General features: G+C 30.0%; 25 protein-coding genes. 4 read left to right on the plus strand and 21 right to left on the minus strand.

Features of this window, described 5'->3' with window-relative positions; genetic code table 11:
• Together Q0V15_RS03410 and Q0V15_RS03415 are read right to left on the minus strand one after the other, a co-directional pair.
• On the minus strand, positions 1–622 hold a 622-nt coding region (locus tag Q0V15_RS03410), incomplete at its 3' end, for a glycoside hydrolase family 1 protein (protein ID WP_297436019.1).
• Positions 623–916: 294 nt separating this feature from the next.
• A complete protein-coding gene (locus Q0V15_RS03415) occupies positions 917–2221 on the minus strand; it encodes a PTS sugar transporter subunit IIC (protein ID WP_297436021.1) in 1305 nt (434 codons plus the stop codon).
• A 496-nt stretch (positions 2222–2717) separates the two neighbouring features.
• Here Q0V15_RS03415 and Q0V15_RS03420 point away from each other — a divergent pair, with 496 nt between their 5' ends.
• A complete protein-coding gene (locus tag Q0V15_RS03420; RefSeq protein ID WP_297436023.1) occupies positions 2718–3029 on the plus strand; it encodes a hypothetical protein in 312 nt (103 codons plus the stop codon).
• Between the two features lie 91 nt (positions 3030–3120).
• Here Q0V15_RS03420 and Q0V15_RS03425 read toward each other — a convergent pair whose 3' ends face one another.
• From Q0V15_RS03425 to ahpC, 14 genes are all read right to left on the minus strand, one after another.
• A complete protein-coding gene (locus tag Q0V15_RS03425; RefSeq protein ID WP_297436024.1) occupies positions 3121–4374 on the minus strand; it encodes a PTS sugar transporter subunit IIC in 1254 nt (417 codons plus the stop codon).
• 90 nt (positions 4375–4464) lie between these two features.
• Positions 4465–5808 (minus strand): 6-phospho-beta-glucosidase, encoded by a 1344-nt coding sequence (locus tag Q0V15_RS03430; protein ID WP_297436026.1) that lies wholly within the window; start codon positions 5806–5808, stop codon positions 4465–4467.
• Positions 5809–6178: 370 nt separating this feature from the next.
• Positions 6179–7270: a DUF871 domain-containing protein gene (locus Q0V15_RS03435; RefSeq protein WP_297436029.1), complete on the minus strand. Its 1092-nt coding sequence runs from the start codon at positions 7268–7270 to the stop codon at positions 6179–6181.
• Between the two features lie 38 nt (positions 7271–7308).
• On the minus strand, positions 7309–8199 hold the full coding sequence (locus Q0V15_RS03440) for an N-acetylglucosamine kinase (protein WP_297436031.1): 891 nt from the start codon (positions 8197–8199) through the stop codon (positions 7309–7311).
• A gap of 74 nt (positions 8200–8273) precedes the next feature.
• Complete coding sequence (locus tag Q0V15_RS03445) at positions 8274–8579, minus strand: PTS lactose/cellobiose transporter subunit IIA (RefSeq protein ID WP_297436033.1); 306 nt, start codon at positions 8577–8579, stop codon at positions 8274–8276.
• 48 nt (positions 8580–8627) lie between these two features.
• Positions 8628–8933 (minus strand): PTS sugar transporter subunit IIB, encoded by a 306-nt coding sequence (locus Q0V15_RS03450; RefSeq protein WP_297436034.1) that lies wholly within the window; start codon positions 8931–8933, stop codon positions 8628–8630.
• A gap of 240 nt (positions 8934–9173) precedes the next feature.
• Positions 9174–11936: a sigma 54-interacting transcriptional regulator gene (locus Q0V15_RS03455; protein ID WP_297436036.1), complete on the minus strand. Its 2763-nt coding sequence runs from the start codon at positions 11934–11936 to the stop codon at positions 9174–9176.
• A gap of 284 nt (positions 11937–12220) precedes the next feature.
• Positions 12221–12796, minus strand: coding sequence for a hypothetical protein (locus Q0V15_RS03460; RefSeq protein ID WP_297436038.1), 576 nt, complete (start codon positions 12794–12796; stop codon positions 12221–12223).
• A 156-nt stretch (positions 12797–12952) separates the two neighbouring features.
• Positions 12953–13645, minus strand: coding sequence for a DUF3784 domain-containing protein (locus tag Q0V15_RS03465; protein ID WP_297436040.1), 693 nt, complete (start codon positions 13643–13645; stop codon positions 12953–12955).
• A 215-nt stretch (positions 13646–13860) separates the two neighbouring features.
• Positions 13861–15051, minus strand: coding sequence for an ABC transporter permease (locus Q0V15_RS03470; RefSeq protein ID WP_297436041.1), 1191 nt, complete (start codon positions 15049–15051; stop codon positions 13861–13863).
• On the minus strand, positions 15044–15781 hold the full coding sequence (locus Q0V15_RS03475; protein ID WP_297436043.1) for an ATP-binding cassette domain-containing protein: 738 nt from the start codon (positions 15779–15781) through the stop codon (positions 15044–15046). The genes Q0V15_RS03470 and Q0V15_RS03475 overlap by 8 nt, the downstream gene beginning before the upstream one ends.
• Before the next feature lie 23 nt (positions 15782–15804).
• A complete protein-coding gene (locus Q0V15_RS03480; RefSeq protein ID WP_297436045.1) occupies positions 15805–16614 on the minus strand; it encodes a Cof-type HAD-IIB family hydrolase in 810 nt (269 codons plus the stop codon).
• Between the two features lie 229 nt (positions 16615–16843).
• Positions 16844–18505 carry an FAD-dependent oxidoreductase gene (locus Q0V15_RS03485; RefSeq protein WP_297436047.1) on the minus strand — a complete coding sequence of 554 codons (1662 nt, stop codon included), beginning with the start codon at positions 18503–18505 and terminating at the stop codon, positions 16844–16846.
• A 141-nt stretch (positions 18506–18646) separates the two neighbouring features.
• On the minus strand, positions 18647–19210 hold the full coding sequence (gene ahpC, locus Q0V15_RS03490; RefSeq protein ID WP_297436049.1) for an alkyl hydroperoxide reductase subunit C: 564 nt from the start codon (positions 19208–19210) through the stop codon (positions 18647–18649).
• A 398-nt stretch (positions 19211–19608) separates the two neighbouring features.
• Between ahpC and Q0V15_RS03495 the strand changes: the two genes are divergently transcribed.
• Positions 19609–20769: an iron-containing alcohol dehydrogenase gene (locus Q0V15_RS03495; RefSeq protein WP_297436051.1), complete on the plus strand. Its 1161-nt coding sequence runs from the start codon at positions 19609–19611 to the stop codon at positions 20767–20769.
• 73 nt (positions 20770–20842) lie between these two features.
• On the opposite strand, the gene Q0V15_RS03500 is transcribed toward Q0V15_RS03495, so the two are convergent.
• Positions 20843–22087, minus strand: a complete 1245-nt coding sequence (locus Q0V15_RS03500) for a glutamate-5-semialdehyde dehydrogenase (RefSeq protein WP_297436053.1) — start codon at positions 22085–22087, stop codon at positions 20843–20845.
• 1 nt (position 22088) lies between these two features.
• Positions 22089–22901, minus strand: a complete 813-nt coding sequence (gene proB / locus Q0V15_RS03505) for a glutamate 5-kinase (protein WP_297436055.1) — start codon at positions 22899–22901, stop codon at positions 22089–22091.
• A 199-nt stretch (positions 22902–23100) separates the two neighbouring features.
• On the opposite strand from proB, the gene yidA reads away from it, so the two are divergent.
• A complete protein-coding gene (gene yidA / locus Q0V15_RS03510; RefSeq protein WP_297436057.1) occupies positions 23101–23910 on the plus strand; it encodes a sugar-phosphatase in 810 nt (269 codons plus the stop codon).
• Positions 23911–23964: 54 nt separating this feature from the next.
• Here yidA and Q0V15_RS03515 read toward each other — a convergent pair whose 3' ends face one another.
• From Q0V15_RS03515 to Q0V15_RS03525, 3 genes are all read right to left on the minus strand, one after another.
• Complete coding sequence (locus tag Q0V15_RS03515; protein WP_297436059.1) at positions 23965–24837, minus strand: SDR family oxidoreductase; 873 nt, start codon at positions 24835–24837, stop codon at positions 23965–23967.
• A 140-nt stretch (positions 24838–24977) separates the two neighbouring features.
• Entirely contained in the window at positions 24978–25559 is a 582-nt protein-coding gene (locus Q0V15_RS03520) for a CDP-alcohol phosphatidyltransferase family protein (RefSeq protein WP_297436060.1), read from the minus strand.
• Between the two features lie 15 nt (positions 25560–25574).
• The gene (locus tag Q0V15_RS03525) at positions 25575–26225 is read right to left on the minus strand and encodes a TVP38/TMEM64 family protein (RefSeq protein ID WP_297436062.1); all 651 of its coding nucleotides are present in this window, start codon (positions 26223–26225) and stop codon (positions 25575–25577) included.
• Between the two features lie 61 nt (positions 26226–26286).
• Here Q0V15_RS03525 and Q0V15_RS03530 point away from each other — a divergent pair.
• Positions 26287–26408 (plus strand): FAD-binding protein (locus Q0V15_RS03530; protein ID WP_297436064.1); only part of this gene is annotated, 122 nt, incomplete at its 3' end.

Raw genomic sequence — 26408 nt, forward strand, 5'->3', positions numbered from 1 at the left:
TAACTGCCTTAGCTGATGCAAGATTTATATTAAACATAGCTTGAACAGCTTTTTTCCCATCTATAACTTTTGGATAATGGAACTCATATAAGTATTGTCCCTCAACAACAACTATCGGCTCATTAAATGTAGTCCAATTATGAACTCTATCACCAAACAACTTAAAAGCAGTTTCAGCAAATTTTACAAAAAGCTCAACTACATGTTTTGATTCCCATCCACCATACTTATCATATAATTCAACTGGTAAATCAAAATGATGTAAGTTTATAACAGGAATAATCTTATTTTTAATGCACTCATCTATAACTCCATTATAAAATCTTATAGCATCTGCATCTGGCTCACCTGTTTCTAAATTTTTTATAAGTCTTGTCCATTGAATAGATGTCCTAAATGAATTAAGTCCAATTTCTTTAAGCATAGCAATATCTTCTTTATAACTATTATAAAAATTAGATGCTACCTTTGGACCAACTCCATCAAAGAAAATCTCTGGTTCTATCTCAAACCAGTAATCAAATACACTCTTATGTGGTTTATTAAAATCTCCTTCTGATTGCGGACCTGATGTTGCACTTCCCCACCAAAAATCTTTTGGAAATATCTTTTTATTATCCATATTTTAACCCCCTCATTAATTAACGCCTTAATAACTCTTGGAATATTTTAACTATACTTTAACCTAAACATTTGTATATTCAATTATCAAAATATGAAGAAAATTTTAAATCAACTTAAATTAACTATTTAAGTAAACATTTTCTGTATTTCTTTCCAACATAGTTATAATTAAAGTATTCATTGGGTTTTATACGCAAAAAAAGAACTTAGAATTAACTAAGTTCCCGTCAAATAATATTTTATATAAAAAATGGACTCACTCGAAAGTGAATCCATCTTATATTTCAATTTATTATTTATTTCCTTCTGCTGCAATTGCTGCTTCTGTAACTTTAAAATCTCTATCAGCTGCTGCGAATGCAAATGGTATATAGATAAGTACATCTATAATCATTAATACAATCGCTAATACTGCACCAAGCCATGAAGTACTTGCAAAGAATCCACTAATAATAGGTGGCATTACCCAAGTAACCTCTAATTGAACTAAAGGTACAATATGCCATGCCATTGCGAAGTAAGCAATTACTACGTTAATAAGTGGCACTATAATAAATGGTATCATATAAATAGCATCTAAACATATTGGAAGACCAAATATGATAGGCTCATTTATATTGAATATTCCTGGTACTATAGCAAGTTTTGTAATAGCCATTTGTACCTGACTTTTCTTTTTCTTTCTTACTGCATTAACTATAATCATAGCAATCATAAGACATAATGTAGCTCCAGCTCCTCCGAAGAATACATATGAGTTTAAGAATTGGTCATTTACAATATATAATGGTGCTAATCCTTCTTTTACTCTATGCATATTATCTATTGTTAGTGGTAAAAGTATACCGTTAATAATAGGTAACATCATATTTGATCCATGAAGACCAAACCACCATAATATTTGAATTACAAATACAAGAATTAGTGCTCCACCAAGACTACCTACTACACCTTGTAGTGGTGCTTGAATGATAAGATATAAGAATTTAGGTATACTTTCAGTCATAAGTACTCCCCAAATACCTTGTATAATTCCTGCAATACCCATAATTATTAATGATGGGAATAATGATGCGAATGATTTTGCTACTGCTGGTGGTACACCAGGTGGCATTTTAAATACAAGTTTAGGATTTCCTAGTAAGAACGCCATTGCATCTGCAACGATAAGCGCTACTGCAAGCCCCATTAATAAACCATTTGTTCCAAGGTAACTTACATTCTTTCCTAAGTCCCCGAATAATATAATAAGTACTGCAACTGCAACAAGTCCTGCTGCAAGTCCATCAGATTTTCTTGTTTTAGCTAAGTTATAAGCTGTACTAAAACAAACAAGTAATGACATGATTGCATACGAACCATTCCATACTGCTCCTGGTGCTGATTTCCAAGCATGACCAAATACATCAGCCATTACTGTATCATAACCGCCCCAGATATGACCAAAGTTATTAATTAATATAGCAAATGCTCCAGCCATGATTATTGGTATAATACCAATGAAACCATCTCTTATAGCACCAAGGTGTTTTTCTCCACCTATTTTACCAGCAACTGGTATAAGGTATTTTTCAATAACTGCTACGAATTTTTCCATTACTGATTCCTCCTATTTTTTTCTTTTGTAAACACTAATTTAATGTAATTAGACGTCATATTATTTTAATAGCATTTATATATTATGTAAAGTAAGTATTTTACATTGAGTAAACATTTTCACCAAATTCATTTTAAAATATTCTATCTAACTAGAACAGATTTCAAATAAATACACACATTCCTTGCTATTAATTTTTATATATATATTACTAGCAAATATCATGCCAAATTTGTTAACTTTATTTCAACTTTGTAAATCTAGTTAATAAGCCATTCATCTTATTAATTTTACTTACACATTAACTGTGTAATATTAATTTATTATGAATCTACGTTACACACTCTACACATTTTATGTTTTTTTTCAAATTACTTATCATATACTAAATCTTGAAAGTCTATCTTCCTTTTACCTGTAAGAATCTTGTTACTTTAAAAATTATCTTTTAATATAATATAAAAGCATAATGACTATATAATAGGAGGGTTAATTTATGTTTAAAGATAAAATTATTGATATAATACACAAAGAAGAAGACTTAATCAGACATAAGCTTGAAGATTTTGAAGAGGCTCAAATAATAAGAGATGAAATACAATTTGGTATGGGACCTGCCGATAGAGAGTCTTTAGCTGAAAAAAGAGACTCTGAAAGAAAAGAACATCAAAAAGAAATTGATAAAAAAAGAGAACAACATCATCAAAAAATTGAGGCTAAAAGAGAAGCTAAAAAACATGAGCAAGAGAATGAACATTTATCTGATGATATTATTTTTGATAAATTTATGGCAAATAATAGACTTTAAGACTATTTCAATTTTTAGATACATACCTGTGATTTAAAAATACTTAAAGAAAGAACCAACTCAAATGAGCTGGTTCTTTTTTAACTTTCTATTATACTTCTTGCTTTGCTGCCATTTTTACAAATGGTAGGTAAATGAATATTGAAACTATTATACAGAACACTGCTACAACTCCACCCATTATTGAGTTAGTTGAAAGTATTGCTCCAAGAACTGGAGGTGTTGTCCAAGATGCTTGGATAGTTACAATAGGCATAATTCCTGCAACTGTTGCAAAGTAAGCTATTAATCCTGATACAAGTGGTGCCATTACAAATGGTATGAAGTACATTGGATTAAGTACTAAAGGCATTCCAAATATAACCGGCTCATTTATATTGAACATTCCTGGTGCTGTACCAAGTTTTGCTATCATCATTTGAGTTTTACTCTTTCTTCCACCAATATATATTGCTAATATTAGTGCTATTGTTGTTCCTGAACCACCCATGTTAACAAATGAATCAAGGAATTGACTATTTATGATATGCAGTGGAGCTTCTCCTGCTAACGCTGCTGTCATATTAGCTTGTGTAAGTGGTAATAATACTGCACCTATAATTGGAGCTAATATGTTTGAACCATGAAGTCCAAAGAACCATAAAAGTTGTTGAATAAGAACTAATGCAATCATTCCCCAAACACTTCCTATTACATGTTGAAGTGGTGATTGGATTATATTAAACAGAGCTTCATGTATGTCTGTTACTCCAACATTAGTAAATAAATATTTAACCATAGCTGTTATTGCTATTATCATTATTGTTGGTATTAAAGCTGCAAAAGATTTTGCTACTGCTGGAGGTACACCCTCTGGCATTTTAACTATAAACTTTGAACTACTACTAAGTTTAACAAATATTTCTGTTGCTAGAAGCGCTACTGTAATTGCTACAAATAATCCTGACCCACCAAGATAAGTCATTGGAAGATTTCCATTAGCTGTTGGTGCAAATAATAACATATTACAAGCTAATGATAACATTGCTGCCCCAAGCCCATCTTTTCCATATCCTTTAGCTAAGTGATAAGCTATTGTACAAGATGCTAGAACTGCCATGATTGCAAGCGAACCTGCTGAGATTGCCCCACCAAAATCTTTCCAGTTAGCTGGAAGTATTGAATTCATAAAATTCTGATACCATTCAAATCCTATATTATTAAGTAATGTAGCAAATGCCCCCGCCATTATGATTGGACTTATTGTTACAAATCCATCTCTTATTGCTACTAAGTGTCTTTGTGAACCTATCTTTGCCGCATGTGGCACAAAGTACTTTTCCATTAAATCAAAAAACTTTTGCATTTGTATTTCCCCCTTAAGTTGTCATTTTTTTAAGTCATCTCTTTTCACCATGTATATTATTAATCTTTATCAATCGTAATCGGAACTAATTTATTTTGAAGTTCTTTCAAAATATTCTTTAAATTGTGGTAAGTATTCCTTATGAGCTTCTAATAATTCTTCTACTAAGGTTTTAGCAAGTGAATCTGATGCTACAAGTGGATTTATTGTTAGTGCAAGTACAGCTTTTTCAAAATTACCCTCAACTGCTGCTTCCACTGTTAATCTTTCAAATGTTTTAATCTCTTGAATCAGTCCTTTAGTTGCTAGTGGTAACTCCCCTATTTTAAGTGGCTTTGGACCATCTTTTGTTATCACACACGAAACTTCTACTACTGAATCTTCATCAATATCTGATATTGAATCACCATTTCTAAAATCTACTGGTTGAATATCATTTGTATCATTATATATTGATGTTATAAGTCTACAAGCTGCATCACTATAGTAAGCTCCACCTCTTTTTTCAAGTTGTGTTGGCTTATCTTCAAGGTCTGGATTTTTATAAAGGTCAAATAATTCGCCCTCAACCCCTTTAACAATCTCAGCTCTTGTTTGCCCCTTAGCAAACTCTTTAAGTTCTTCTGCTAACATCTTTTCTCTTTGATAATAATATTTATGATATGGACAAGGTATCATTCCAAGTCCTCTAATAAATTCTGCATTCCAAGAAAAATCTGAAATATTTCTAACAATCTGACCAATTTCACCATTTGCTAATGCTTCTATTAAATCATTTGTTCTATCTACTCCATCAACTTCTACCTTTGTTCCAAATACCATATGATTTAAACCTGCAAAAGTCATATTTAAATCCTTATGTTCTACATTTAAAACTTTAGCTGCTGCCATTTCCATTCCTATTGGAACATTGCAAAGTCCTATATACTTTCCATTTTGTCTTGCTCCATATCTATTAAGAGCTTCTGTTACCATTCCTGCTGGATTAGTAAAGTTTATAAGCCAAGCATCTGGGCAAAGTTTTGCAATATCTTTCTCTATCTCAAGAATTACTGGAATTGTTCTAAATGCTTTAAACATTCCACCTGCTCCATTTGTTTCTTGCCCTATAACTCCATGACTTAAAGGAATTCTTTCATCTTTAACTCTTGCATCTAAAAGTCCTACTCTCATTTGAGTTGTAACAAAATCTGCATCTACTAAAGCTTCTCTCCTGTCATAACTTATATGAATCTCCATCGGGACTCCTGCTTTTTTAACCATTCTCTTTGCAAGGTTTCCAACTATCTCAAGTTTCTCTCTACCTTCCTCTATATCAACAAGCCATAACTCTGTTACTGGCAATATTTCGTATCTTTTAATAAACCCTTCTACAAGTTCTGGTGTATAACTTGAACCTCCACCAATTGTAACTATTTTTAACTTCTTAGTCATATCGCTTACCTCCTTGAAAGTAATTTTTTATTTCTTTCTTCTTATATCAATATATAGTAGCAATATGCGTGCCAAGTCTTATTTTTACTCAATTTCATTTAAATTACTTTATAAAGCAAGTAAACAAGCCATTTGTTATTCGACAAAATTTTACACAGTTCTTCATTTTTTCAGGCTATTTTTATGCACACTATCAATAAAAGAGTATATTAAATTACATTCTGTTAACTCTATTAATATTTTAATGATAAATCGGTAATATTATTAATTTAGAGTTTATAAACTTTACTCTTTAGAAACAAAAAGAGCCTATATAACCTTAAATAGCTATATAGACTCTGTGTATTGTATAAATTAGATTATTTTCTAATTATTTTTCTTTTGAAAATCCAAAACTCATCCAAGGTGTGATGTAATCTAATAAGAATATTTCATCTTCTGAGATTCTTCCAACAATACTTGTTTTACCTGAGTTCTTCATATCTTTAATCGCAACTTGAAGTTCACCTGCATATCTTGTATATAAATCTGAATCGATAAGTATATCTCCTCTTCTTATATCCTGTGTATTTTTAGGTGGGAATTTCTCACCTTTATACTTAACTCTACTTTGTGTACTTCTTATCATATATGCAGATATATCCCCTCTATTAAAGTGGTGCTCTTCAAATATAATTTTCTCTTCAAGCTCTGAAGTTTCTTCATAAACTTTAGCATCAAGAGTTATCATTGTTTTATTTAATTCACTTAAAGCTTTAAGTTCTTCTTCTGAAGCATAAGCATTAGCTATTATAACATCATCAATTAATCCTGTAGCAAATAAATGTTTAGTTTGTACAGTTATTGGCATATCTCTATGCTCTTCAAGAGTACAAAGTCCTTCTGATACAGGCCAAGGACCATGAGTTGCAGCTGTTGAGTTAACAAATGCAGCTACTTTTATTCCTTGATCTTTATATTGCTTACTACATTTTATGAAATGCTCATACTCAAGCCCTGTGTAAACATGAGGATAAAAGTTATGACATCCATATATATTTTCTTTGTTTGCACTATATGAAAGTATATTCTCTAAATATTTATTACCATTACTTACATTAAGCTCAATTTTTAAATCAAATTTGTTATATGACATAATTGATTCTTCATATCCACTAAATCCAGCATCAAGTCTGATTCCTGAAAGTCCCATATCCTTGAATACTTTTAAATCTGTGATTGAAGCATTTAAGTTTTTAAATACTGTTGGGTCAAGGTCAGCTATTACTTCCATTCCCTCTTCATTTGCAGCTTTAAGAACTATTTTAAACTCAGCTATAACTTCATCTAAAGGTCTTTCTGATGCTGATATTAAACAAGTAAATATTCTTTTAAAGCCATATTTCCCTGCTAAATGTACGTAGTCTACAACTTCTTGTATATTATCCTTTGTAGGGTATACTGATATTCCAAGTCTTCTCATAATAAAATCACTCCTATTGTCTAATTTATTTTACCGTCTTATTTATTTACTTTCTTATATATATAGTAAGCACCTTTTGCTGCTGAAACTTCTGCATCAACATATGAAATTACATTTATATTCTCTGCTAAGTAATTTTCAAATACTTCTCTTACTATTTTACTTTTTCTTATAACTCCACCAACAAGACCTATTGAACATTTTTCAAACCCTAAAGCTTTATATGTGTTTTCTGTTGTTTTAGCAAGTGCAAGTCCTTCTTCTCTCATTATAGAAAGCGAAATTTCATCATCTGCCTCTGCAAGCATTGAAACTATTGGTGCAAGTTTTGCAACTTCATCTTTTGTTGATGTATAAACAAATGGTATAACATCATCTATATTAGTTATTTTTAATTGCTCCATACATTTTCTTGTAAGCTTTGAACTTTCAAGTCTGTTATCTTTTTCAAATATCATTCTTTTTATTGCCTCGATAGAAATCTTATATGCTGAACCTTCATCTCCTAAAAGATGACCCCAACCTCCGCATCTAACACTTTTACCAGCATGAACTCCAAATGATATAGAACCAGTTCCTGCAATAGTTAATATTCCATCTTCACCCTCAAGCATAGCTTTTAAGGCAAGTTCTCCATCATTCATAACTACTGAATCTTTATGGAACTTATTTGCAAGTTCTTGTATAAGTTTTTGGTTTTCTTTTGACTCTGAACCAGCTATTCCAAGATATAAACCTTTTAAACTTTCTAGTCCATAAACTGAAGTTAACTCTTTTATAGCATCTTCTATATTTTTTAGAGCTTCATCTTTATTGTTTAGTAAGTTTGCAAAACCTGTTAATGTAATTTTTAAAACATTACCATTCAAATCATAAGCAACAGCTTCAGTTTTTGTTCCACCACCATCAACACCTATAATGTAATTCATAATTTTCCCCACCTTTATATCTTAAATACCTATGAAGAAAGCCCTAATACGCATATTAGAGCTTTCTATAGTTATTACTTATTATCTATTTTCTCATGTAAGTCTATTACTTCTGATGCTAAGTCTTTTAATGTCATTGAAGTCATTAAGTGATCTTGTGCATGTATTAGTAATAATGAAACTTCTGTTTTGTTTCCGCCAGCTTCACCTTGGATTAAAGCAGTTTGTGATTTATGTGCTTCTCCTAGTTCTTCTGATGCTTTTTGGATTAACTCTCTAGCTCCAGCAACATTGCCTTCTTTAGCTAATGACATACCTTCCATAGCGTAACTTCTAGCTTCCCCACTGTGAATGATTAGATTCATGATGATTTCTTCCATTAAATTCACGTCCTTTTATATAATTTTAACTAAACTTTTATTTAAATATTAACCAATTAACTCTAAAGCTCTTGATAATACTTTATCTCCGTTCATTGTTCCGTAAGAAATTGAATCAATAACTTCTACTGGTACATTTTTACCTTCTGTTAAACCTTGGAATTTCTTAAGTAAGAATCTTACTTGAGGTCCAAGTAATAATACATCTACGTTATCTACTTTGTTTGCTGCATCTGCTTCTGCTACTGCTTCTATATGACACTCGATTCCTCTTGTTGCTGCTGCTGCTTCCATTTTAGTAACTAATAAACTTGTTGACATTCCTGCTGAACATACTAATAATATATTTTTCATCTGTAAAATCCTCCTGTGAAACTTTCGTTTCATTTATTTATTTCTTTTTAACTTCTTTTTAACTATGCTTATATATAAAGCAATTTGTGTGCCAAGTTTATTTTTACACAAATAACATTTTTTTATACCTATAATCTAGTATTTAAGCCATTTGTTTTGATACTTAAACTATACAATTTAGTGTGTATTTTACTACACACTATTTTTTTGAACACACTTATAAACACACTATGAATTTTTTTAATTAGAAATGCTATTATTTAATATCATTTTCACAATAAATGCAATTTCATTATCCCCAATATTTATTTGGTATTGTAATTCTAGTAACTTAAAACTCTTATTCGCCATTATAAATTCCTTACTTTTATCAGATCTATATTCATTAAGCCCAACAAATGGTGTTTCTTTTCTTCCTTTTCTAATTTTATCAATAAGGAACCCTATATGCATAAGCATTCCCATTTTAGCATCTTCATCAATAAATAAACTTAAATTACTTTCAATATCTACTATCGCAAGTCTTATATTATCCACAAGTTCATATGAATCAACATCTTTAATCTGTGTCTTTAATGATTCTGCTATCTGTGTATACTCAACTTCTGAGTTAACCATATTATTAAGTTTTATAAGTCCTTGTCCCATAAATATTTCAGCACCTGATATAAACGGTATATTATCAACTTCCATATCTACAGTTCCAACAATAGCTAAAACTCTATTATTTCTTTTTATATCCTGTAAATTCTCAAGAAATTTTTCTCTATCAAGTATATTCATTGGTATAACATTAACTCTATCTATATTAACAAGCTTTTCCTCTACAAATAATTTAAGTCTTTCTGCTGAACCCTCACCAGTAAAACAAGTTGTAAGTATTGTAAGATTTCTTCTCTCTTCCTTTTCTGCAACATATCTAAGTCCATACTTATTCATATCAGAACACGATTCATATATAGACTTTAAATCTCTACCATTTAAAGCTTTTCTTCCTGCTTCTATTACTGCAAGTGTACTAACCATATCCACAGTTTTTACATCAATTCCTATATCCTCTTTAATCATATCACCAAAATTAACTAAAGAACCCATATCAGCAAGTATTATAACACCCCTACCTTTTTCCATTTCACTTATCTTAGATTTAACTTTTTCAAACATAAATTCTGCTTTCATATCAAGTGGCATATCTAAAGCCTCAACATGATTTTCTCCAATTAAAGTATTTGCAACTTCAACCATACTTGTAGCAGTAGCTCTTCCATGCATGATTACAAGAACTCCTACTTTATCATCATTTTCCTTTTCTGATTTGTCTGTATCAGTAGCTAAAAACATTGTAATATATCCAATCTCATCTAGAGATATTACAATATTGAATTTATCCTCTATCATTTTAGCAATCTTCATTGCTACCATAAATTCTTTACTATACTCAGTTCTAACCTTATTAAGTTTTGGGTGATAAATCTCATTTCCATTTATAATTCTTTCAATACTGCCTTGAAGATGTAGTGCCAGTCCAAAATAAACTTTTTCATCAAATGCTCTTCCAAGTTCTTTTTCTGCAAAGTTTAAAGATTCTTCTACAACATCTACTACTTTTTCATCAACAATCTTAGAAATTTCATCTTTTCTAAAACTTCCATGTAGATTATTTATATACTTTCTAAAATAACCTTCTATATCAATATTTAAAATATCATCAATTTCATTGTTATTAAGCCCCTGATTTTTAAGTACTTTAAGCTTATTTTCTATCATTGAATAAAATTGTTCTGAATTTTCACTTCCTATATTAGTGTCTATGTTCTTATCATTATATATTCCACATACTTCATCATTTGAAAAACAAATAATATCTCCTATATGCTTAAATAATTTATCAATTTCACCTCTTCTGTCTTGAAGCCTCATTATTCCTCTCTTAACCGAATTTTGAAGATCTGACTGCTCAACTAAAATAATATTTTTCCTACCACTTTTAAAATTTAAAAATGCTTTTGCACAAGATAACTGTATATCACTTTTAAGTTGCCCTATATTATTATTGCAATCATATAATAAAAATGAAGCTAGTGCATTTCTATTAAAATAAACTCCTTCACTAAGTCTTGCAGACTCCTCTTTTATAAATGCATCTAATAAATCATATCTCTCACTAAGACTTCTTTCTCTAAGAGGCGGAAGAATTATAGTCATTGGTATTCTTCTTGTAAAAGTTTGTAGAAGATACGATTTAGGGTCTTCAGTTGTAGCTGCTATAATCTGAAGCTTAACACTAATTTGAGTTTCAGTTTCACCAAGAGGTCTAAAAACTCCTTTATCTATAAATGTAAATAGCATTTCTTGTCCTTGTGGAGATAATCTATGAATTTCATCTAAAAATAAAATTCCACCATCAGCTTTTTTTAAAAGTCCATCTTTATCCTTATCTGCACCTGTAAACGCCCCTTTTTTCACTCCAAAAATTTGAGCCATAACAAGTTGTGGATTATCTGCATAATCTGCACAGTTAAATCTTATAAACGGTGCTTTTTCTTTTAAAATATTAGTTTCTTTAGCAAATCCATACATTGCCTCTGCAAACATAGATTTACCAACACCTGTTTCTCCAAGAATTATTGTATGTAATCCATTAGGTGGATATAAAATTGCTGCCTTAGCTTGTTGTATAGCCACTTGTAGTGAACTCTCTGCACCAATTAATACATCAAGACTATTCCCACACTCAACACTTTCAACCTCATTACAAGACTTTAAACATTCAACCTCACTACTTTTATTTATTTCAGATTCTCTTTCCCCTACACTATATCTAACAGGTCTTCCATCTAATTTATCAAGTTTTTCTTCTTTATATAACATATTCAAATATCTACTAACATTAGCTCTATCAAGATTCATATGTTCACTTACATCACCAGCTGTTACAGCTTGACCATTTTTAACTTCAATATCTCTAACAGCTCTTAACACATTATCAATTTTTTTTGACATGGAAATACCTCCATTTATATTAAAATTTCATCACCATTTCGTTGTATCATAATAGATACTTATATTACTCATTTATTTAATTATACATTATTTACACACTAATCTACTATTAAAAGAATTTATATTTAAGCTTTTTTTGACATTATTCTACACAAACTTAACAAGGAAATTCATTTTTTCAAGTCATTATTAGTACTTTACTTCATTTTTAAGATTAAACTGCAAAAAAACTAGCTAAACACAAGCTTAGCTAGTTCTTAATTTATTCATTTTTAAAGTAATTTTTATTCAAACACAGATATAATTTTTTTTATCAATAGCTTATCCATATATTTAAAATAAAATACTAATATGCCTGTAATAATAAGTATAAAAATACTAACAAAAAAAATCAAACCACTTAGCCCTGTTATCATAGATATACCTAATTTAGTAAATCCTCCACTAGGAAATAAACTTAAAAAATATAATATAATAAGCGTTATAAGAATTTTTATAAAAGCAAATGTTGAACTTAGTCCTACCTGCCTCTTTTTTTCTTCCTCATATTTATTAGTTAAAAGTACACAAGGAATAGCTTTATTCTTTTCAAAATCTTTCTTTGGACTTGAAAGTTTTCCCTTGCTAAAATCATATATTAATAATTCTTTAGTGGACTGAATAAAACTAGATTTATTTGTTTTATCATCATAAACCTCTTTTAGTTCATCATCTGTAAACCTAAAAACTTCCTTAGTAATCGGCTTAGTAGAAAAATAATAATTATGCTCTTTAAATACTAAGTATCCTTTTTTCTCAGGAACTTTTCTATTTTTTTTATGCTCTTCATAGCTTTGTAAATCCGTAATAATAATACTCATTATTATATTTCTCCTTTGTTTTTTATCCCTTAAATATTTTCAAATTTCCTTAAATAAACTCTTATCATTAATAAAATTTTATCATAATTTCTGTAAAAAGTCTTGTAAAGAGGAAGCGTTGTTTTATAAACAATGCTTCCTCTTAATTTAATTAATCTAATTTTTTTCACCTATTTTTTTAATTAAGCTTTCATAAATTGTTTTTGTTTCTTCCTCATTTTTTAAATTAAATATAAATATTTTCTCTTTAGTTTTTAAAACAACTGTTGTACCATATTTTATATCTGTATAAAGCTGACACCTACCATATCCCTCAACATCATAAGTACCTTTTCTCTTTGTACCAATTCCACCACCTATAATTTTTCTTGAAGTAGGTACTTCATCAATTAAATTCACTTCTGTAATTTCACTATACTCTATATTAGCAGTTGCAATATTTATACCACTATCACCAACTTCTATTTTTGTATTAGCAGTAACAACACTTAATGTTATAGCTATTATAATCATTGGAATAGCTAATATAAACCACTTTACCTTACTTTCACTTTTATCTTCTCTTTTATCATATTTCTGTAATTTAGCAATCATAAGAACTATTGTTATAAAAAGTACTACCACTGCTATCATTTCTACATTCGGATACTTCTTGGCTAAAAATGAAGTAAGAAAAAATACTACCGCTAAAAAATACATAGAATATCCCATAATTTTCGAAACACTTACTATATCTATATTCTCTTTTTCACTCTCACTCATCATATTATAGCCTGAAATCAAAGAATATTTTTTAAAAGCATGTACTAAAAGACCTATAATTAAAAATAATCCACTGGCAAAAATCATATCTATTCCCCCATTTTTTTATCCTTTAATCCATTATATAAATTATTACTTAATATATTATAAAGGAATTCTTAATTCTTTCTTAAATAACTAAAGCTGTGGATATCTTTTTTAAAAGTTATCCACAGCTATATCAAAAACTTAAATATTTTGTAAATCATAAAAACTTTTACAAGCTAAAAAAAGAGATGCTTTTACACACCTCTTAAAATATATTAGCTTCTAAATAAAGCTTCTTCTCTATTAAACATATACTTGGCTAAAACTAAAGCAAGTACTATATAAACTATAGACCAAATAAATGTAAGAATTAGATGTACTGGGTCATATATTCCAAATATAGCTTCTTTCATAACAAGAACTGCATTTAATATTGGAATGTTATAAAGTAATACGCCCATTCCACTAGCATCAAGATACATAGTTCCATATGAAATTATCATTGGTGCAAATGTTAAGAATCCAAGATAAGTTTGTGCTTCCTTGAATGACTTAGCATAAACACTTATAGCAAGTTGTAATGCACTAAAACTTAAAGTAATTAGTATTGCAAGTACAGCTATTACAATTATAGCTTTTGGTTGTAATACTATTCCACCTTCTGTCATAAGCAAACTGTTCGGCACAATCATTGAAACCATAAGACCTATAAATCCTGATATGGTCGATAATATTCCCATTACAGTTATAGCTAAAAGTTTCCCCATAAGAATTGATGCTCTACTAGCTCTTGTACTTAAAAGTGGTTCAAGTGAACCTCTCTCTTTTTCCCCAGCGGCTAAATCTGTTGCTGCTGCCATTCCACCTTGAGCTGCATAAACTAGAACAAACATAGGTAAAAGCATTGCTATAAGTTGAAGAGCATGTGCCTCTGTTTCACTTTTAACTCCAACTCCAATACTATCAACATTAACAGGTGTTAAAAGACTTTCACTTACTCCAAGTGCTTTAAGTCTTCCTCCAACTTCTGCTTCATTATACTGATTTATTATTCCCTCAATAGTTGCCATAGCAATTTGAGATTTTTGACTTGTGTTATCATAGTAAATTTTCACATTAGCAGTTCCTTCTTTACTATTAATTGTTTTATCAAAATTTTGTGGAATATCTAAATAAAGATATATTTCTTCATTTTGTAGTGCTTCCTCTGGTTTATCTGTTTTTATAATTTGAACATTAGGGTCTTTTGATAAAAGTTGTCCAAGACTTGAATTAGCTTCACCAACAATTGAAACTCTAAGTCCATCCTTTACACTATTACTACTAGCAGCAGCAGAACCACCAAGAATAAACATCATTACTGGCAGTAAAAATATTGGAAGAATTACAGCACCTAAAAATGCCTTTCTATCTCTAAATAAATCTACTATCTCTTTTTTAAAAACTATCCATGTCATATTATTCATTAGAGTTACCTCCGCCAATTAGCATAATAAATAACTCTTCTAAATCTTGTTCATTATACTTATCTTTAAGCTCCTGAATTGTTCCTATATCAATAATTTTTCCTTTATTAATAATAGCAACTTTATCACAAAGTCTCTCAACTTCATACATACTATGACTTGATAAAATAACTGCTTTATTCTCTTTTTTACAATTTAAAATAAATTGTTGAACTGCTCTTGTAGCTGATACATCAAGCCCTGTACTTGGCTCATCAAATAACATGACCTTTGGATTATGAATTATACTTCTAGCTATCGAAACTTTTTGTTTCATCCCTCTTGAAAACTTTCCTGCTCTTTTATCAATGTACTCCTGCATTTCAAAATCTACGATAAGCTTTTCCATATTTTCATTAATTTCTTTCTTAGTCATTCCTGAAAGTTGTCCAAAATAAGTTATGTTTTCTCTAGCAGAAAGTCTATCATATATTCCAACTTCTCCCCCGAAAAGAATTCCTATACTTTTTCTAACTTCAGTTGGATTCTTATTTACATCAAATCCATCAACAATAGCCGTCCCCGCAGAAGTTTTAAGCATTGTAGCTATCATTCTTAACGTTGTTGTTTTTCCTGCACCATTTTCCCCAAGTAACCCAAGAATTTCACCATCTTCAACATTAAAAGTAATCTCATCAACAGCTATAAAATCTTTAAACTTTTTAGTAAGTCCCTTGACCTGTAATCCCATCCCAAATCTCCTTTATACTCTAATTATTTATTTAAAATAAATTTTTCTATGACTTTTGCCACTCCATCATTATCATTTGTATCTGTTATATAATTTGAAATTTCTTTAATCCTAGGATTGGCATTACCCATTGCAACACCAAGACCTGCAAACTCAATCATTTCATAATCATTACCTTCATCTCCAATAGCTATAACTTCATCACTAGAAATACCTAATTTTTCTATCAGCTCTTTTAATCCTATACCTTTATTACAAGATTTATTCAATATTTCAAGACACATTGGAAGACTTTTTACAACATTATACTCTTCCATTATCTCTTTTGGTATAAGTTTTATCTTTTCATCTAAAATGCTAGGCTCTTCCATAAGAAGTACTTTCATTATATCATCATCTTTTTTAATATCCTTACAAAAATCTATAATATTTATTTCAGTACCAATATGTTCCCTTTCAAAAGCTGTATATTCACTCTCTGCCTCAGCTAAACATTTATCTAATGTATATGCTTGAATCTTAACACCGAGTGCTTTACTAAGCTCATATACTTTATGTAAGTCTTGTCCCTTTAAACCTATTTGAGTTAATGGCTCTCTTGTAAAGCAATTATAAGCTGCTCCTCCATTCATAGTTAAAGCATACTGTCCATCTTTGTTAAGTCCTAAATCATTTAAATGATTTTCTATCCCTGTAAATCCTCTACCTGTTGAAATTACAACCATAGCACCCATTTCAACTGCTTTTTCTATAGCTTGTCTACTTCTTTCTGAAACTTTCTTATCACTATTAAGTAATGTACCATCCATATCAATCGCTACTAATTTATACATAACAAATCTCCTTCTCATAATTATAATTTTATCTAGTTTCTATTATAATTCTAATTTATGTCTTATTTATCTCACATTAACTATTTAATATAAATTTTTCTATTTCCCCTTCATTAAAATACAATTAATTCCATTCTATTATACTATTTCAAATTTAACCATAAAAAAAATGATTATCACTCGGATAATCATCTTCTTTAGTAATTTTATTTAATAAGGTTTTTAAATCCTATTTAAGCAATTTAACAATTTCTTCAATTTTCTTTGCACCAAAGTATATTTTATCATCATTTACAATGATAGCAGGTACACTCATAACTTTAAATTTATCTTTAATATCTTTAAATAAAGATATATCTAACATTTCAACTTCTATATTTTCATTTTCTATAGCAATTCTCTGTGCTCCAACAACAACCTCTGGGCATACATGACAAGCAAGTGAAACAGCTACCTTAACATTTACTTTTTTATCTAAAGCTTTAACCTCATTCATAGTCTCTTCTGCAACAGCTTGACCTGGACCTGCTAAATTGTATATAGCAAGTAAGAATGAGTTCAGTTCATGACCACCAGGAACTCCATGGAATTTAACTCCACTATAATTTCCTTCAAAGTCTAAGAATGAAACAATTGGGAACTTATTAGCATGAATTTTTAATTCAAGTTCTGGTTTTTCACCTTTTTTATAGATTTCTGCATTAAGTTTATCACCTAAATCAGCTATATCTAAAACTAAATCTCTAAGTTCTATTGATTTTGAATCACTTTCATCAACTATTGAAACAAGAGTTACTTCTTTTTCCATTCTATCAAGAACACCTTTTATTTGACCTCTTAAAGCATCATTTAAAAGTGCACTTCTTCCATTTCCTGATGAAACTTGTGCTTTAGGCTCTTCTTTTTTAACTTCTCTCTTTATAGCAACTTTTTCTTCTTCTTTAATTCCAAGTCTATGTTTCTCTTCCATAACATACTTTTCTGCATCTGTTGCTGCAATAGCTCCATCTGCAACTGCTGTTATGATTTGTCTTAAGTTCTTAATTCTTAAATCTCCTGCAGCATAAACTCCACGAACATTAGTTTTCATATCATTATCTGTAATAACATACCCTCTATCAAGTTCAATCTTACCATTGAATAATTCAGTAGCTGGAGCATATCCTACAAATATAAATACACCAAAACTTCCATCTTTTTTATCTGCAAAATGTTCTGTTACTTCACCAGTAACATTATTCTTAAACTTAGCTCTATCAACCATTTCAGCTCCATCTATTTCAAGAACTTCTGTGTTAAATCTAACTTCAACTTTTGGATGTTCAAAAACTTTATCTGCTATTGATTTAGCACAAGTAAATTCTGGCTCTCTAGCTATAATTGTAACTTTTCTAGCATACTTAGTTAGGAACATTGCTTCCTCTGCGGCAGCGAATCCAGCTCCAACAACAAATACTTCAAGACCTTCAAAGAATTGTCCATCACAAGTAGCGCAGTATGCAACTCCTCTTCCTGTAAACTCTTTCTCACCTTTAAATCCAAGTTTTCTTGGAGAAGCTCCTGTTGCAATAATTACTGATCTAGCTTTAATTTCTCCAACAGAAGTTTTTAAACTTTTAACATCACCTTCTAAGTTTACTTCTAAAACCTCAGCAACTTTAAACTCAGCACCAAAATCTTCAGCATGTAATCTCATATCTTCCATTAAAGCTGGCCCTGTTGTTTCTCTTATTCCAGGATAGTTTACTATTTCTGCTGTTGTAGTAACTTGTCCACCAAATCTTTCTTTTTCTAAAATAAGTGTACTCATTTTAGCTCTTCCTGCATAAACCCCAGCTGATAATGCTGCTGGTCCACCACCAATAATAACTAAATCATAAATCTTTTCCATAATTAATTCCTCCTCTTATGTTTAACTTCAAATTCAAAAATATTATCAAACATTTCAAATTATTAAATTGTTTGATAATATTTCTCAATACATTTTTAATTAAAAAGGATGCTGCCATTGACAGCATCCTAATTTTTTATATTATAGTTTACCTACTAAATCTAAACTTGGTACTAATGTATCTTGTCCTGGTTTCCATTTAGCTGGACACACTTGATCTCCGTGCTCTGCAACGAATTGACAAGCTTGTACTTTTCTTAATAATTCTGAAGCATCTCTACCAACACCTAAATCATTTACTTCATAAGCAGCGATTCTTCCTTCTGGTGATACTATAAATGTTCCTCTTAAAGCTGCACCCTCTTCTTCTATAAGTACATCAAAATCTCTTGATAATACGAAAGCTGGATCTGCTAACATTGGATATTTAATTTTTCCTATAGTTTCTGAAGCATCAGCCCAAGCTTTGTGTACGAAGTGTGTATCTGTTGATACTGAGTAAACTTCACATCCAACTTCTTGGAATTTAGCATAGTTATCTTGTAAATCCTCTAACTCTGTAGGACATACAAATGTAAAATCACATGGGTAGAATACTACTGCTGACCAGTGACCTTTCATATCTTCTAATGATACCTGTGTGAAATTCCCACCTTGGTAAGCATCTACTTTAAATTCTGAAACCTCTTTGTTTATTAATGACATAATCATTACCTCCTAAAATTTTATCTATATATTTTAAATTCTAAATTTCTTTTCTGTGTGATTGCAATTTGTTGTAGCAACCTTATGTATTAATAATAATTCTTATCTAATAATTTGTCAACTCCCAATTGAAAATTATTTTCATCTAATAATTTGATTTTTTTTAATATTTTAATATTATATTAATCATTTAATTATTAATTATCATGTTTTTCCACTTTAATTCCTAGTATTTTAATCATATTTATAACCTTTTTATAAAATATTATTTTTTTTGTTATTAAATTTTAATATTTTTCTACATATAAAGCACACTAATAGAGTATATACTTAAAATATAATTTGACGCAATATAATTTTGCAAAATCAGTAATCGAAAATTTTAGGAGGATTATTTTATGAATAATTTTGATTTTTATAACCCAACACATATAGTATTTGGAAAGGATAGACTTGCCGACCTTGATAAGCTTGTACCAGCAGATGCTAGAGTACTTGTAACTTACGGTGGTGGTTCTGTTAAAAAGTTTGGTACTTTAGATAAAGTTTTAGCTGGACTTAAAAATAGGACTGTTTTTGAATTTGGTGGAATTGAGCCAAATCCACAGTATAATACTTTAATGAAAGCCGTTGAAATAGTTAAAAATGAAAAAATTGATTTTCTTTTAGCTGTTGGTGGTGGTTCTGTTATGGACGGAACTAAATTTATAGCACTTGCTAATGCCTACACAGGTGATGCTAAGGATATATTAGTAAGCAAAAATAAATATAACCTTGATATAACTGAAGCAATAACACTTGGAACTGTTTGTACTCTTCCAGCTACTGGTTCAGAAATGAACTGTGGTGGAGTGGTTTGTGTTGAGGATGCTAAACTTTCATTCAGAAACTTATTAGTATTCCCAAAATTCTCATTTGTTGACCCAGAGCTTACAATGTCACTTCCTGATACTCAGGTTGCAAATGGTATTATTGATACATTTATTCACGTATGTGAGCAATATGTAACTTACCCTGCTGAAGGAAGATTCCAAGATAGAACTGCTGAAGGTATACTTCAAACATTAATAGAAGTTGGACCTAAGACTTTAGCTAATAAAACTAACTATGATATGAGAGCTAACCTAGTTTGGTGTGCAACAATGGGACTTAATGGACTAATCGGTTCAGGTGTTCCTCAAGATTGGAGTTGTCATATGATAGGTCATGAACTTACAGCTATGTTTGCAATCGACCATGCTAAAACTCTTGCAATTCTTCAACCAGCTATCTGGACTGTTAGACTTGAAAAGAAAAAAGCTAAACTTGCTCAATTTGCAGAAAGAGTTTGGAATATAACAGAAGGAACTGATGAAGAGAGATCTATCCTTGCAATATCAAAAACTAGAAACTTCTTTGAAAGTCTTGGAGTAAAAACTAGACTATCTGATTATAATATTAAAGAAGAACAAATAGAGGATATTGTTAAAGCTCTTGAAAATCATGGAATGGTTACTCTATCAGAAACTGGAGATTTAACTCCATCTGTAAGTAGAGAAATTCTTAAAGAAGCTTTCTAATATATTAACTATATATTTAATCTAAAAAATCTCCATGTATTATTTGAATACATGGAGATTTTACTATTTAAAACTATCTTATTTGTCCATTCCCATAGATTATATACTTACTTGTTGTAAGTTCTTTAAGTCCCATAGGTCCTCTAGCATGAAGCTTTTGTGTGCTTATTCCTATCTCTGCACCAAATCCAAACTCTGAACCATCTGTAAATCTTGTTGAAGCATTAACATAAACTGCTGCTGCATCAACTCTTTGTAGGAACTTTTCAGAATTAAAGTAATTCGTTGTTATTATTGCTTCTGAATGTCCTGTACCATATTTATTTATATGCTTAATTGCTTCATCTAAAGTATCCACAACTTTTACTGAAAGTATAAAATCTAAAAACTCTGTACCAAAGTCTTCATCTTTTGCAAGAGTTATATTAGAAACTATTTGTTTAGTTCTCTCACAACCTCTTATCTCAACCCCTTTTTCCATAAGCTCTTTTAATGCAAGTGGTAAGAACTCTTCTGCTATATCTTTATGGACAAGCATTGACTCTGCTGCATTACAAACTCCTGGTCTTGATGTTTTAGCATTGATTATTATATCTCTTCCCATCTGTATATCACATTCTGAATCTATATAAATATGACAATTTCCAGTCCCTGTTTCAATCACTGGAACTGTTGCATTTTGAACTACTGCCTTTATAAGACCTGCTCCACCTCTTGGGATTAAAACATCTAAATAGTCATTAAGCTTCATAAATTCACTAGCAGTTTCTCTTGATGTATCTTCAAGGATTTGAACTGTTCCTTCTAATAAACCAACTTCACTGACTGCATCTTTTATAATCTCAACTATTTTAAGATTAGAATTTATAGCTTCTTTTCCACCTCTTAAAAGTGCTGCATTTCCTGTTTTTAAACATAAAGCTGCTGCATCTGCTGTAACATTAGGTCTTGATTCATATATAATTCCCACAACCCCAAGTGGAACTCTCTGAACTCCAATTTTAAGTTCATTCATCATTTTTTTCATTGAAGTAACTTCCCCAATTGGATCTTCAAGTTTTACAATATCTCTAACTCCATCTGCCATAGCTTTAACTCTATCTTCTGTTAAAAGAAGTCTATCAAGCAAAGATTCTTTTATCCCTTTTTCTTTTGCAATATCAGTATCTTTCTTATTTTCAACTAAAATTTCATCACATCTTTGAACAAGCTTATCTGCTATATTAAGCAGTGCCTCATTTTTTTTAACTGTTGATGTAATTCCTAGTTCATACGCTGCTTCTTTTGCTAATTTTCCCTTACGTATTAATTCACTCATATTAAATCTCCTTTCTACCAACAAATAATGTACCTATTTTCTTATCTTCTACTAAAAGTTCAGTTAAAATACTTGGATTTTCTCCATTTGCAAGAACCATACTAATTCCCTTAGCTACAACTTTCTCTGCTGCTGAAATTTTTGTTCTCATTCCACCAGTTCCAAAACTTGTACCTGCATCTCCTGCACATCCTCTAACTTCATCAGTAATTTCTAAAATCTCTGTAATAAGTTTTGCATTTTTATCTTTTCTTGGATCACCATTATAGAATCCATCTATATCAGATAAAATAACTAAAAGGTCAGCCTTTGTTAGAATCGAAACAATAGCTGATAAATTATCATTATCTCCAAAATTACATAAATTCTCTATCTCATCAACTGAAATTGCATCATTCTCATTAACTATAGGTATAATCCCTTGCTCAAGTAATGTATCAAATGTATTACATACATTCTCTCTCATTCTCTTATCATCAATAACTACTCTAGTTAAAAGAACTTGTGCTACAACATGCCCATACTCTGCAAAAAACTTACTATATATATTCATAAGATGACATTGCCCAACAGCAGCTGCCGCCTGTTTTCCCTTTGTTGTACTTGGTCTTTCTTTAAGTCCCATTCTGCTACATCCAACACCAATTGCTCCTGATGAAACTAAAACTATTTCTTTCCCCATATTTTGAAGGTCTGATAAAACTCTTGCAAATCTCTCAATTCTCCCAAGATTTATATTACCATTTTTATGTGTAAGGCTAGATGTCCCAACCTTTACAACTATTCTTTTCGCATCTTTTATACTTACTGCCATATCTTTCTTGCCCCTTTTCTTAATCTCTTTTAATTAATATTTATTATACAACAAATTTATTTCTTATAGTTAGTAATAAAATTAAACTCTGACCTCAAATTTTATTTTTAATGCATAGCTTACCATTTAGTTACTTGATATAAAATTTTTATTGATATAAGCTATTACTATAGAATATAAAACTTGGGGGTTTAATAATATGTATAAATTAATAGCAATCGATATGGATGGAACACTTTTAAATAGTAAGAAAGAATTAACTAAAGAAACTAAAGATGCACTTATAGCAGCTAGAAAAAAAGGGGTTTATATAGTTTTAGCATCTGGTAGACCAACAGAAGGAATTATGAGTTTTGTTAACGAATTAGAACTAAATTCTAATGATGACTATGTTTTAAGTTACAATGGATGTTTAGTTCAAAAAACTAAATCTAAAGAAATAATTTCTAATACTACTCTAACAGGTAAAGAACTTAAATATCTTTATGGAATAAGTAAGGAACTAAATCTTAATATACATGCTTTCTCTGAAAAAAGAGGTCTTATAACTCCAAAACATAGTAAATATACATATGTTGAAGCAGAACTTAATGGTATTGATATAAGCATTGTTGATTTTGATACTGTGCCTGATGATGAAATAATTGTTAAAGTTATGATGATAGACGAGCCTTCTATATTAGATGCTGGGATGAAGCATTTACCTAAAGAAGTTTATGATATATTTAGCATAGCTAAAAGTACACCTTACTTCTTAGAGTTCTTTAATAAAGAGTCTAATAAATTTGTAGGGGTTAGTAAACTTGCTGAGTATCTTGGAATTAAAAATGAAGAGGTTATAACAATTGGAGATGCAATGAATGACTTCCCTATGATTGAACAAGCTGGACTTGGAATTGCTATGGGAAATGCCGTTGATAAAATTAAAGAAGTATCTAAATATATTACAGATACTAATGATAATAACGGAGTTGCAAAAGCAGTGGAAAAATTTATACTTAATATTTAAAATAAAATGCGCAGCAAAATTTGCTACGCATTTTATTTTTCTAAATATACTAAATTACGAATTAACAATTTTGCCACCATCAATATGTATAGTTGTACCAGTTGTATATGATGATGCTTGACTTGCAAGAAAAACAAAACTTTCTGCAAGTTCTACTGGTTGTGCTACTCTAAAAAACTCTCTATTTTCTGAAAATTTTGAAACCTGCTCCGCACTAAATGATGAAACTATAAGTGGTGTCCAAACTGGTCCTGGTGCTACTGCATTTACCCTTATCCCTTTACTTGCTAAATTCATAGCAAGTGACCTTGTAAAAGTAGTAAGTGCTCCTTTTGTAGCAGAATAATCAAGAAGGGTTTCATGTCCTCTATATGCAACAATAGATGTAGTATTTATAATTGAAGAACCAAGCTTCATATATGGTATAACAGCTTTTGATAAATAAAAAGCTGAGAAAACATTAACCTTAAAAGTGTACTCAAGTTGCTGTGCATCAATCTCAAATATATTATCTTTTGGATATTGTACTGCTGCATTATTAATTAAAATATCAACAGTTCCAAATTTTTTAACACACTCAAAAACAATATTCCTACAAACGTCTTCCTCTGAAATATCACCTTTAATCAAAAGACACTCTGCTCCTTTTTCTTTTATTATTCTCTCAGTTTTCTTTGCATCAATATCTTCATTTAAATATGATATAACAATCTTTGCACCCTCTCTTGCATATGCAATCGCAACTGCTCTACCAATTCCACTATCTCCACCTGTAATTATTGCAACTTTATCTTTAAGCCTTCCACAAGAATAATCATATCCTTCCATTTCAAAAATAGGTAATGGATTCATATTCTCCTCTATCCCTGGATGAACATCTTGATGTTGTGGTGGTAACTTTTCTGGAAATCTATCTACTAAATTCATAAAATACCTCCCTAAATAATCATTACTATTATTATTTGCCATATTTCATAAATTTAATTCTAAAAAAATAATCTACTATAATGAAATTATTTTTCATCATAATAAATTATTTACTATTTATTATTCAATTATCACTAATATTACAATATTTTAGAAGCCTCATAAAATCTTTGAATTGCTGTTATAAAAATAAGTACGGCAAAAGTTATTGTAATAACTGTTAAGTATGTTGGCAATAAAATCATAAGAGAAAAGAAAATAAATGCTTCTGTTCTCTCTATAAGTCCAGCCTGATATCTGAAAGTTTTCTTACCATTATTTTCAGATAATGCCCCAACTGTTAAAAATATAGTCATAGATATAATTATAGAACACGCAAGTAACATTAAACTAAATAAACTTTCCCTATGTAACAGTGCTAAACTAATAATTATAGATATTTCAACAATTCTATCAAATGTTATATCCATAAGTGTTCCAAACAAACTACTAGTCTTAGTAAGTCTTGCAATAGCTCCATCAACTGAATCTAAAAGCCCAGAACTCCAAAGAACTATAACTGCTATTATATTATATCCAAAATAAATTAAAATACTTGATATAACTCCTATTATAAGAGCTATAAAAGTAACATTATTGGCTGTAAGCCTTATTTTTATACAACCTTTAGCTACTGTATTTATAGAAAAATCTGCAAGTTTTCTTCCATTAGTATCTAACATAAGTACATCTCCTAACTATTTATAAAATTTCTTTTTAAACATCATTGAAATAAGTATCAAAGATATAAATATAGTTATTCCCAAAAATGCATATTTTATATCTCCAATGAAAAATTCACCAAGTACTGCAAATGCTATAGTTCCTGGAATTTGACCAATTGCAGTACCTAGAATAAAACTTTTAAAACTAATTGAACTTAATCCTGCTAAATAACTCGTCAAGTTAAAAGGAATAAATGGAAGTAATCTAGCTATAAATATAGTTTTAAATCCTTCATTACCTAAAAACTTATCTAGTTTACTAAGTTTTCCTTTACCTTCTAACTTTTCAACAAACTCTCTTCCTAAAAATTTAGCAATCATAAACCCAACACCAGCTCCAATTGTATAACCTATCCAAGTTATTAAAGCCGATATCTCCCATCCATAAATAGCTGTTGCTGCAAAAACAACTAAAAAACTTGGAATAATCGTTGTTATTTCTGCTATTATACAAATTAAAATAACTATTAATGGTCCTATAATACCAAATGATAAAATATATATTTTTATCTGTTCACCAGTAAAAATACTTTTTATATTCACATTGTATTGGTACATTAATAAAAATAATAATATTATTGTTATTGCTAAAACTAATAATATAAACTGTTTTAATCTACGCATATAATTTTCTCACCCCATCACTTAAATTGTCTAAATTTTATAAAAAGGATGTGTATTTATTATGAAGTATAATTTTGATTTTATAGTTATCGGAGCTGGAAGTGCAGGACTTACTTTAGCCTCTGGTGCTACTGGACTTGGTGCTAAAGTTCTACTTATTGAAAAACATAAAATGGGTGGTGA

It is taken from the genome of uncultured Clostridium sp. (genome assembly GCF_947036855.1).
GTDB lineage: Bacteria > Bacillota > Clostridia > Clostridiales > Clostridiaceae > Sarcina.

Excerpts from the sequence above, each read along its gene's own strand:
- Q0V15_RS03480 (WP_297436045.1), bottom strand. The coding sequence starts at position 16,614 with ATGTATAAATTAGTAGCGATTGATATGGATGGTACATTACTTAATAGT.
- Q0V15_RS03425 (WP_297436024.1), bottom strand. The coding sequence starts at position 4,374 with ATGCAAAAGTTTTTTGATTTAATGGAAAAGTACTTTGTGCCACATGCG.
- Q0V15_RS03450 (WP_297436034.1), bottom strand. The coding sequence starts at position 8,933 with ATGAAAAATATATTATTAGTATGTTCAGCAGGAATGTCAACAAGTTTA.
- Q0V15_RS03415 (WP_297436021.1), bottom strand. The coding sequence starts at position 2,221 with ATGGAAAAATTCGTAGCAGTTATTGAAAAATACCTTATACCAGTTGCT.
- Q0V15_RS03455 (WP_297436036.1), bottom strand. The coding sequence starts at position 11,936 with ATGTCAAAAAAAATTGATAATGTGTTAAGAGCTGTTAGAGATATTGAA.
- ahpC (WP_297436049.1), bottom strand. The coding sequence starts at position 19,210 with ATGTCATTAATAAACAAAGAGGTTTCAGAATTTAAAGTAGATGCTTAC.
- proB (WP_297436055.1), bottom strand. The coding sequence starts at position 22,901 with ATGGCAGTAAGTATAAAAGATGCGAAAAGAATAGTTGTAAAGGTTGGG.
- Q0V15_RS03440 (WP_297436031.1), bottom strand. The coding sequence starts at position 8,199 with ATGAATTACATTATAGGTGTTGATGGTGGTGGAACAAAAACTGAAGCT.
- Q0V15_RS03460 (WP_297436038.1), bottom strand. The coding sequence starts at position 12,796 with ATGAGTATTATTATTACGGATTTACAAAGCTATGAAGAGCATAAAAAA.
- Q0V15_RS03520 (WP_297436060.1), bottom strand. The coding sequence starts at position 25,559 with ATGTTAGATACTAATGGAAGAAAACTTGCAGATTTTTCTATAAATACA.
- Q0V15_RS03465 (WP_297436040.1), bottom strand. The coding sequence starts at position 13,645 with ATGATTTTTGCCAGTGGATTATTTTTAATTATAGGTCTTTTAGTACAT.
- Q0V15_RS03500 (WP_297436053.1), bottom strand. The coding sequence starts at position 22,087 with ATGAGTGAATTAATACGTAAGGGAAAATTAGCAAAAGAAGCAGCGTAT.
- yidA (WP_297436057.1), top strand. The coding sequence starts at position 23,101 with ATGTATAAATTAATAGCAATCGATATGGATGGAACACTTTTAAATAGT.
- Q0V15_RS03445 (WP_297436033.1), bottom strand. The coding sequence starts at position 8,579 with ATGGAAGAAATCATCATGAATCTAATCATTCACAGTGGGGAAGCTAGA.
- Q0V15_RS03515 (WP_297436059.1), bottom strand. The coding sequence starts at position 24,837 with ATGAATTTAGTAGATAGATTTCCAGAAAAGTTACCACCACAACATCAA.
- Q0V15_RS03495 (WP_297436051.1), top strand. The coding sequence starts at position 19,609 with ATGAATAATTTTGATTTTTATAACCCAACACATATAGTATTTGGAAAG.
- Q0V15_RS03430 (WP_297436026.1), bottom strand. The coding sequence starts at position 5,808 with ATGACTAAGAAGTTAAAAATAGTTACAATTGGTGGAGGTTCAAGTTAT.
- Q0V15_RS03525 (WP_297436062.1), bottom strand. The coding sequence starts at position 26,225 with ATGCGTAGATTAAAACAGTTTATATTATTAGTTTTAGCAATAACAATA.
- Q0V15_RS03420 (WP_297436023.1), top strand. The coding sequence starts at position 2,718 with ATGTTTAAAGATAAAATTATTGATATAATACACAAAGAAGAAGACTTA.
- Q0V15_RS03435 (WP_297436029.1), bottom strand. The coding sequence starts at position 7,270 with ATGAGAAGACTTGGAATATCAGTATACCCTACAAAGGATAATATACAA.
- Q0V15_RS03475 (WP_297436043.1), bottom strand. The coding sequence starts at position 15,781 with ATGGGATTACAGGTCAAGGGACTTACTAAAAAGTTTAAAGATTTTATA.
- Q0V15_RS03485 (WP_297436047.1), bottom strand. The coding sequence starts at position 18,505 with ATGGAAAAGATTTATGATTTAGTTATTATTGGTGGTGGACCAGCAGCA.
- Q0V15_RS03470 (WP_297436041.1), bottom strand. The coding sequence starts at position 15,051 with ATGAATAATATGACATGGATAGTTTTTAAAAAAGAGATAGTAGATTTA.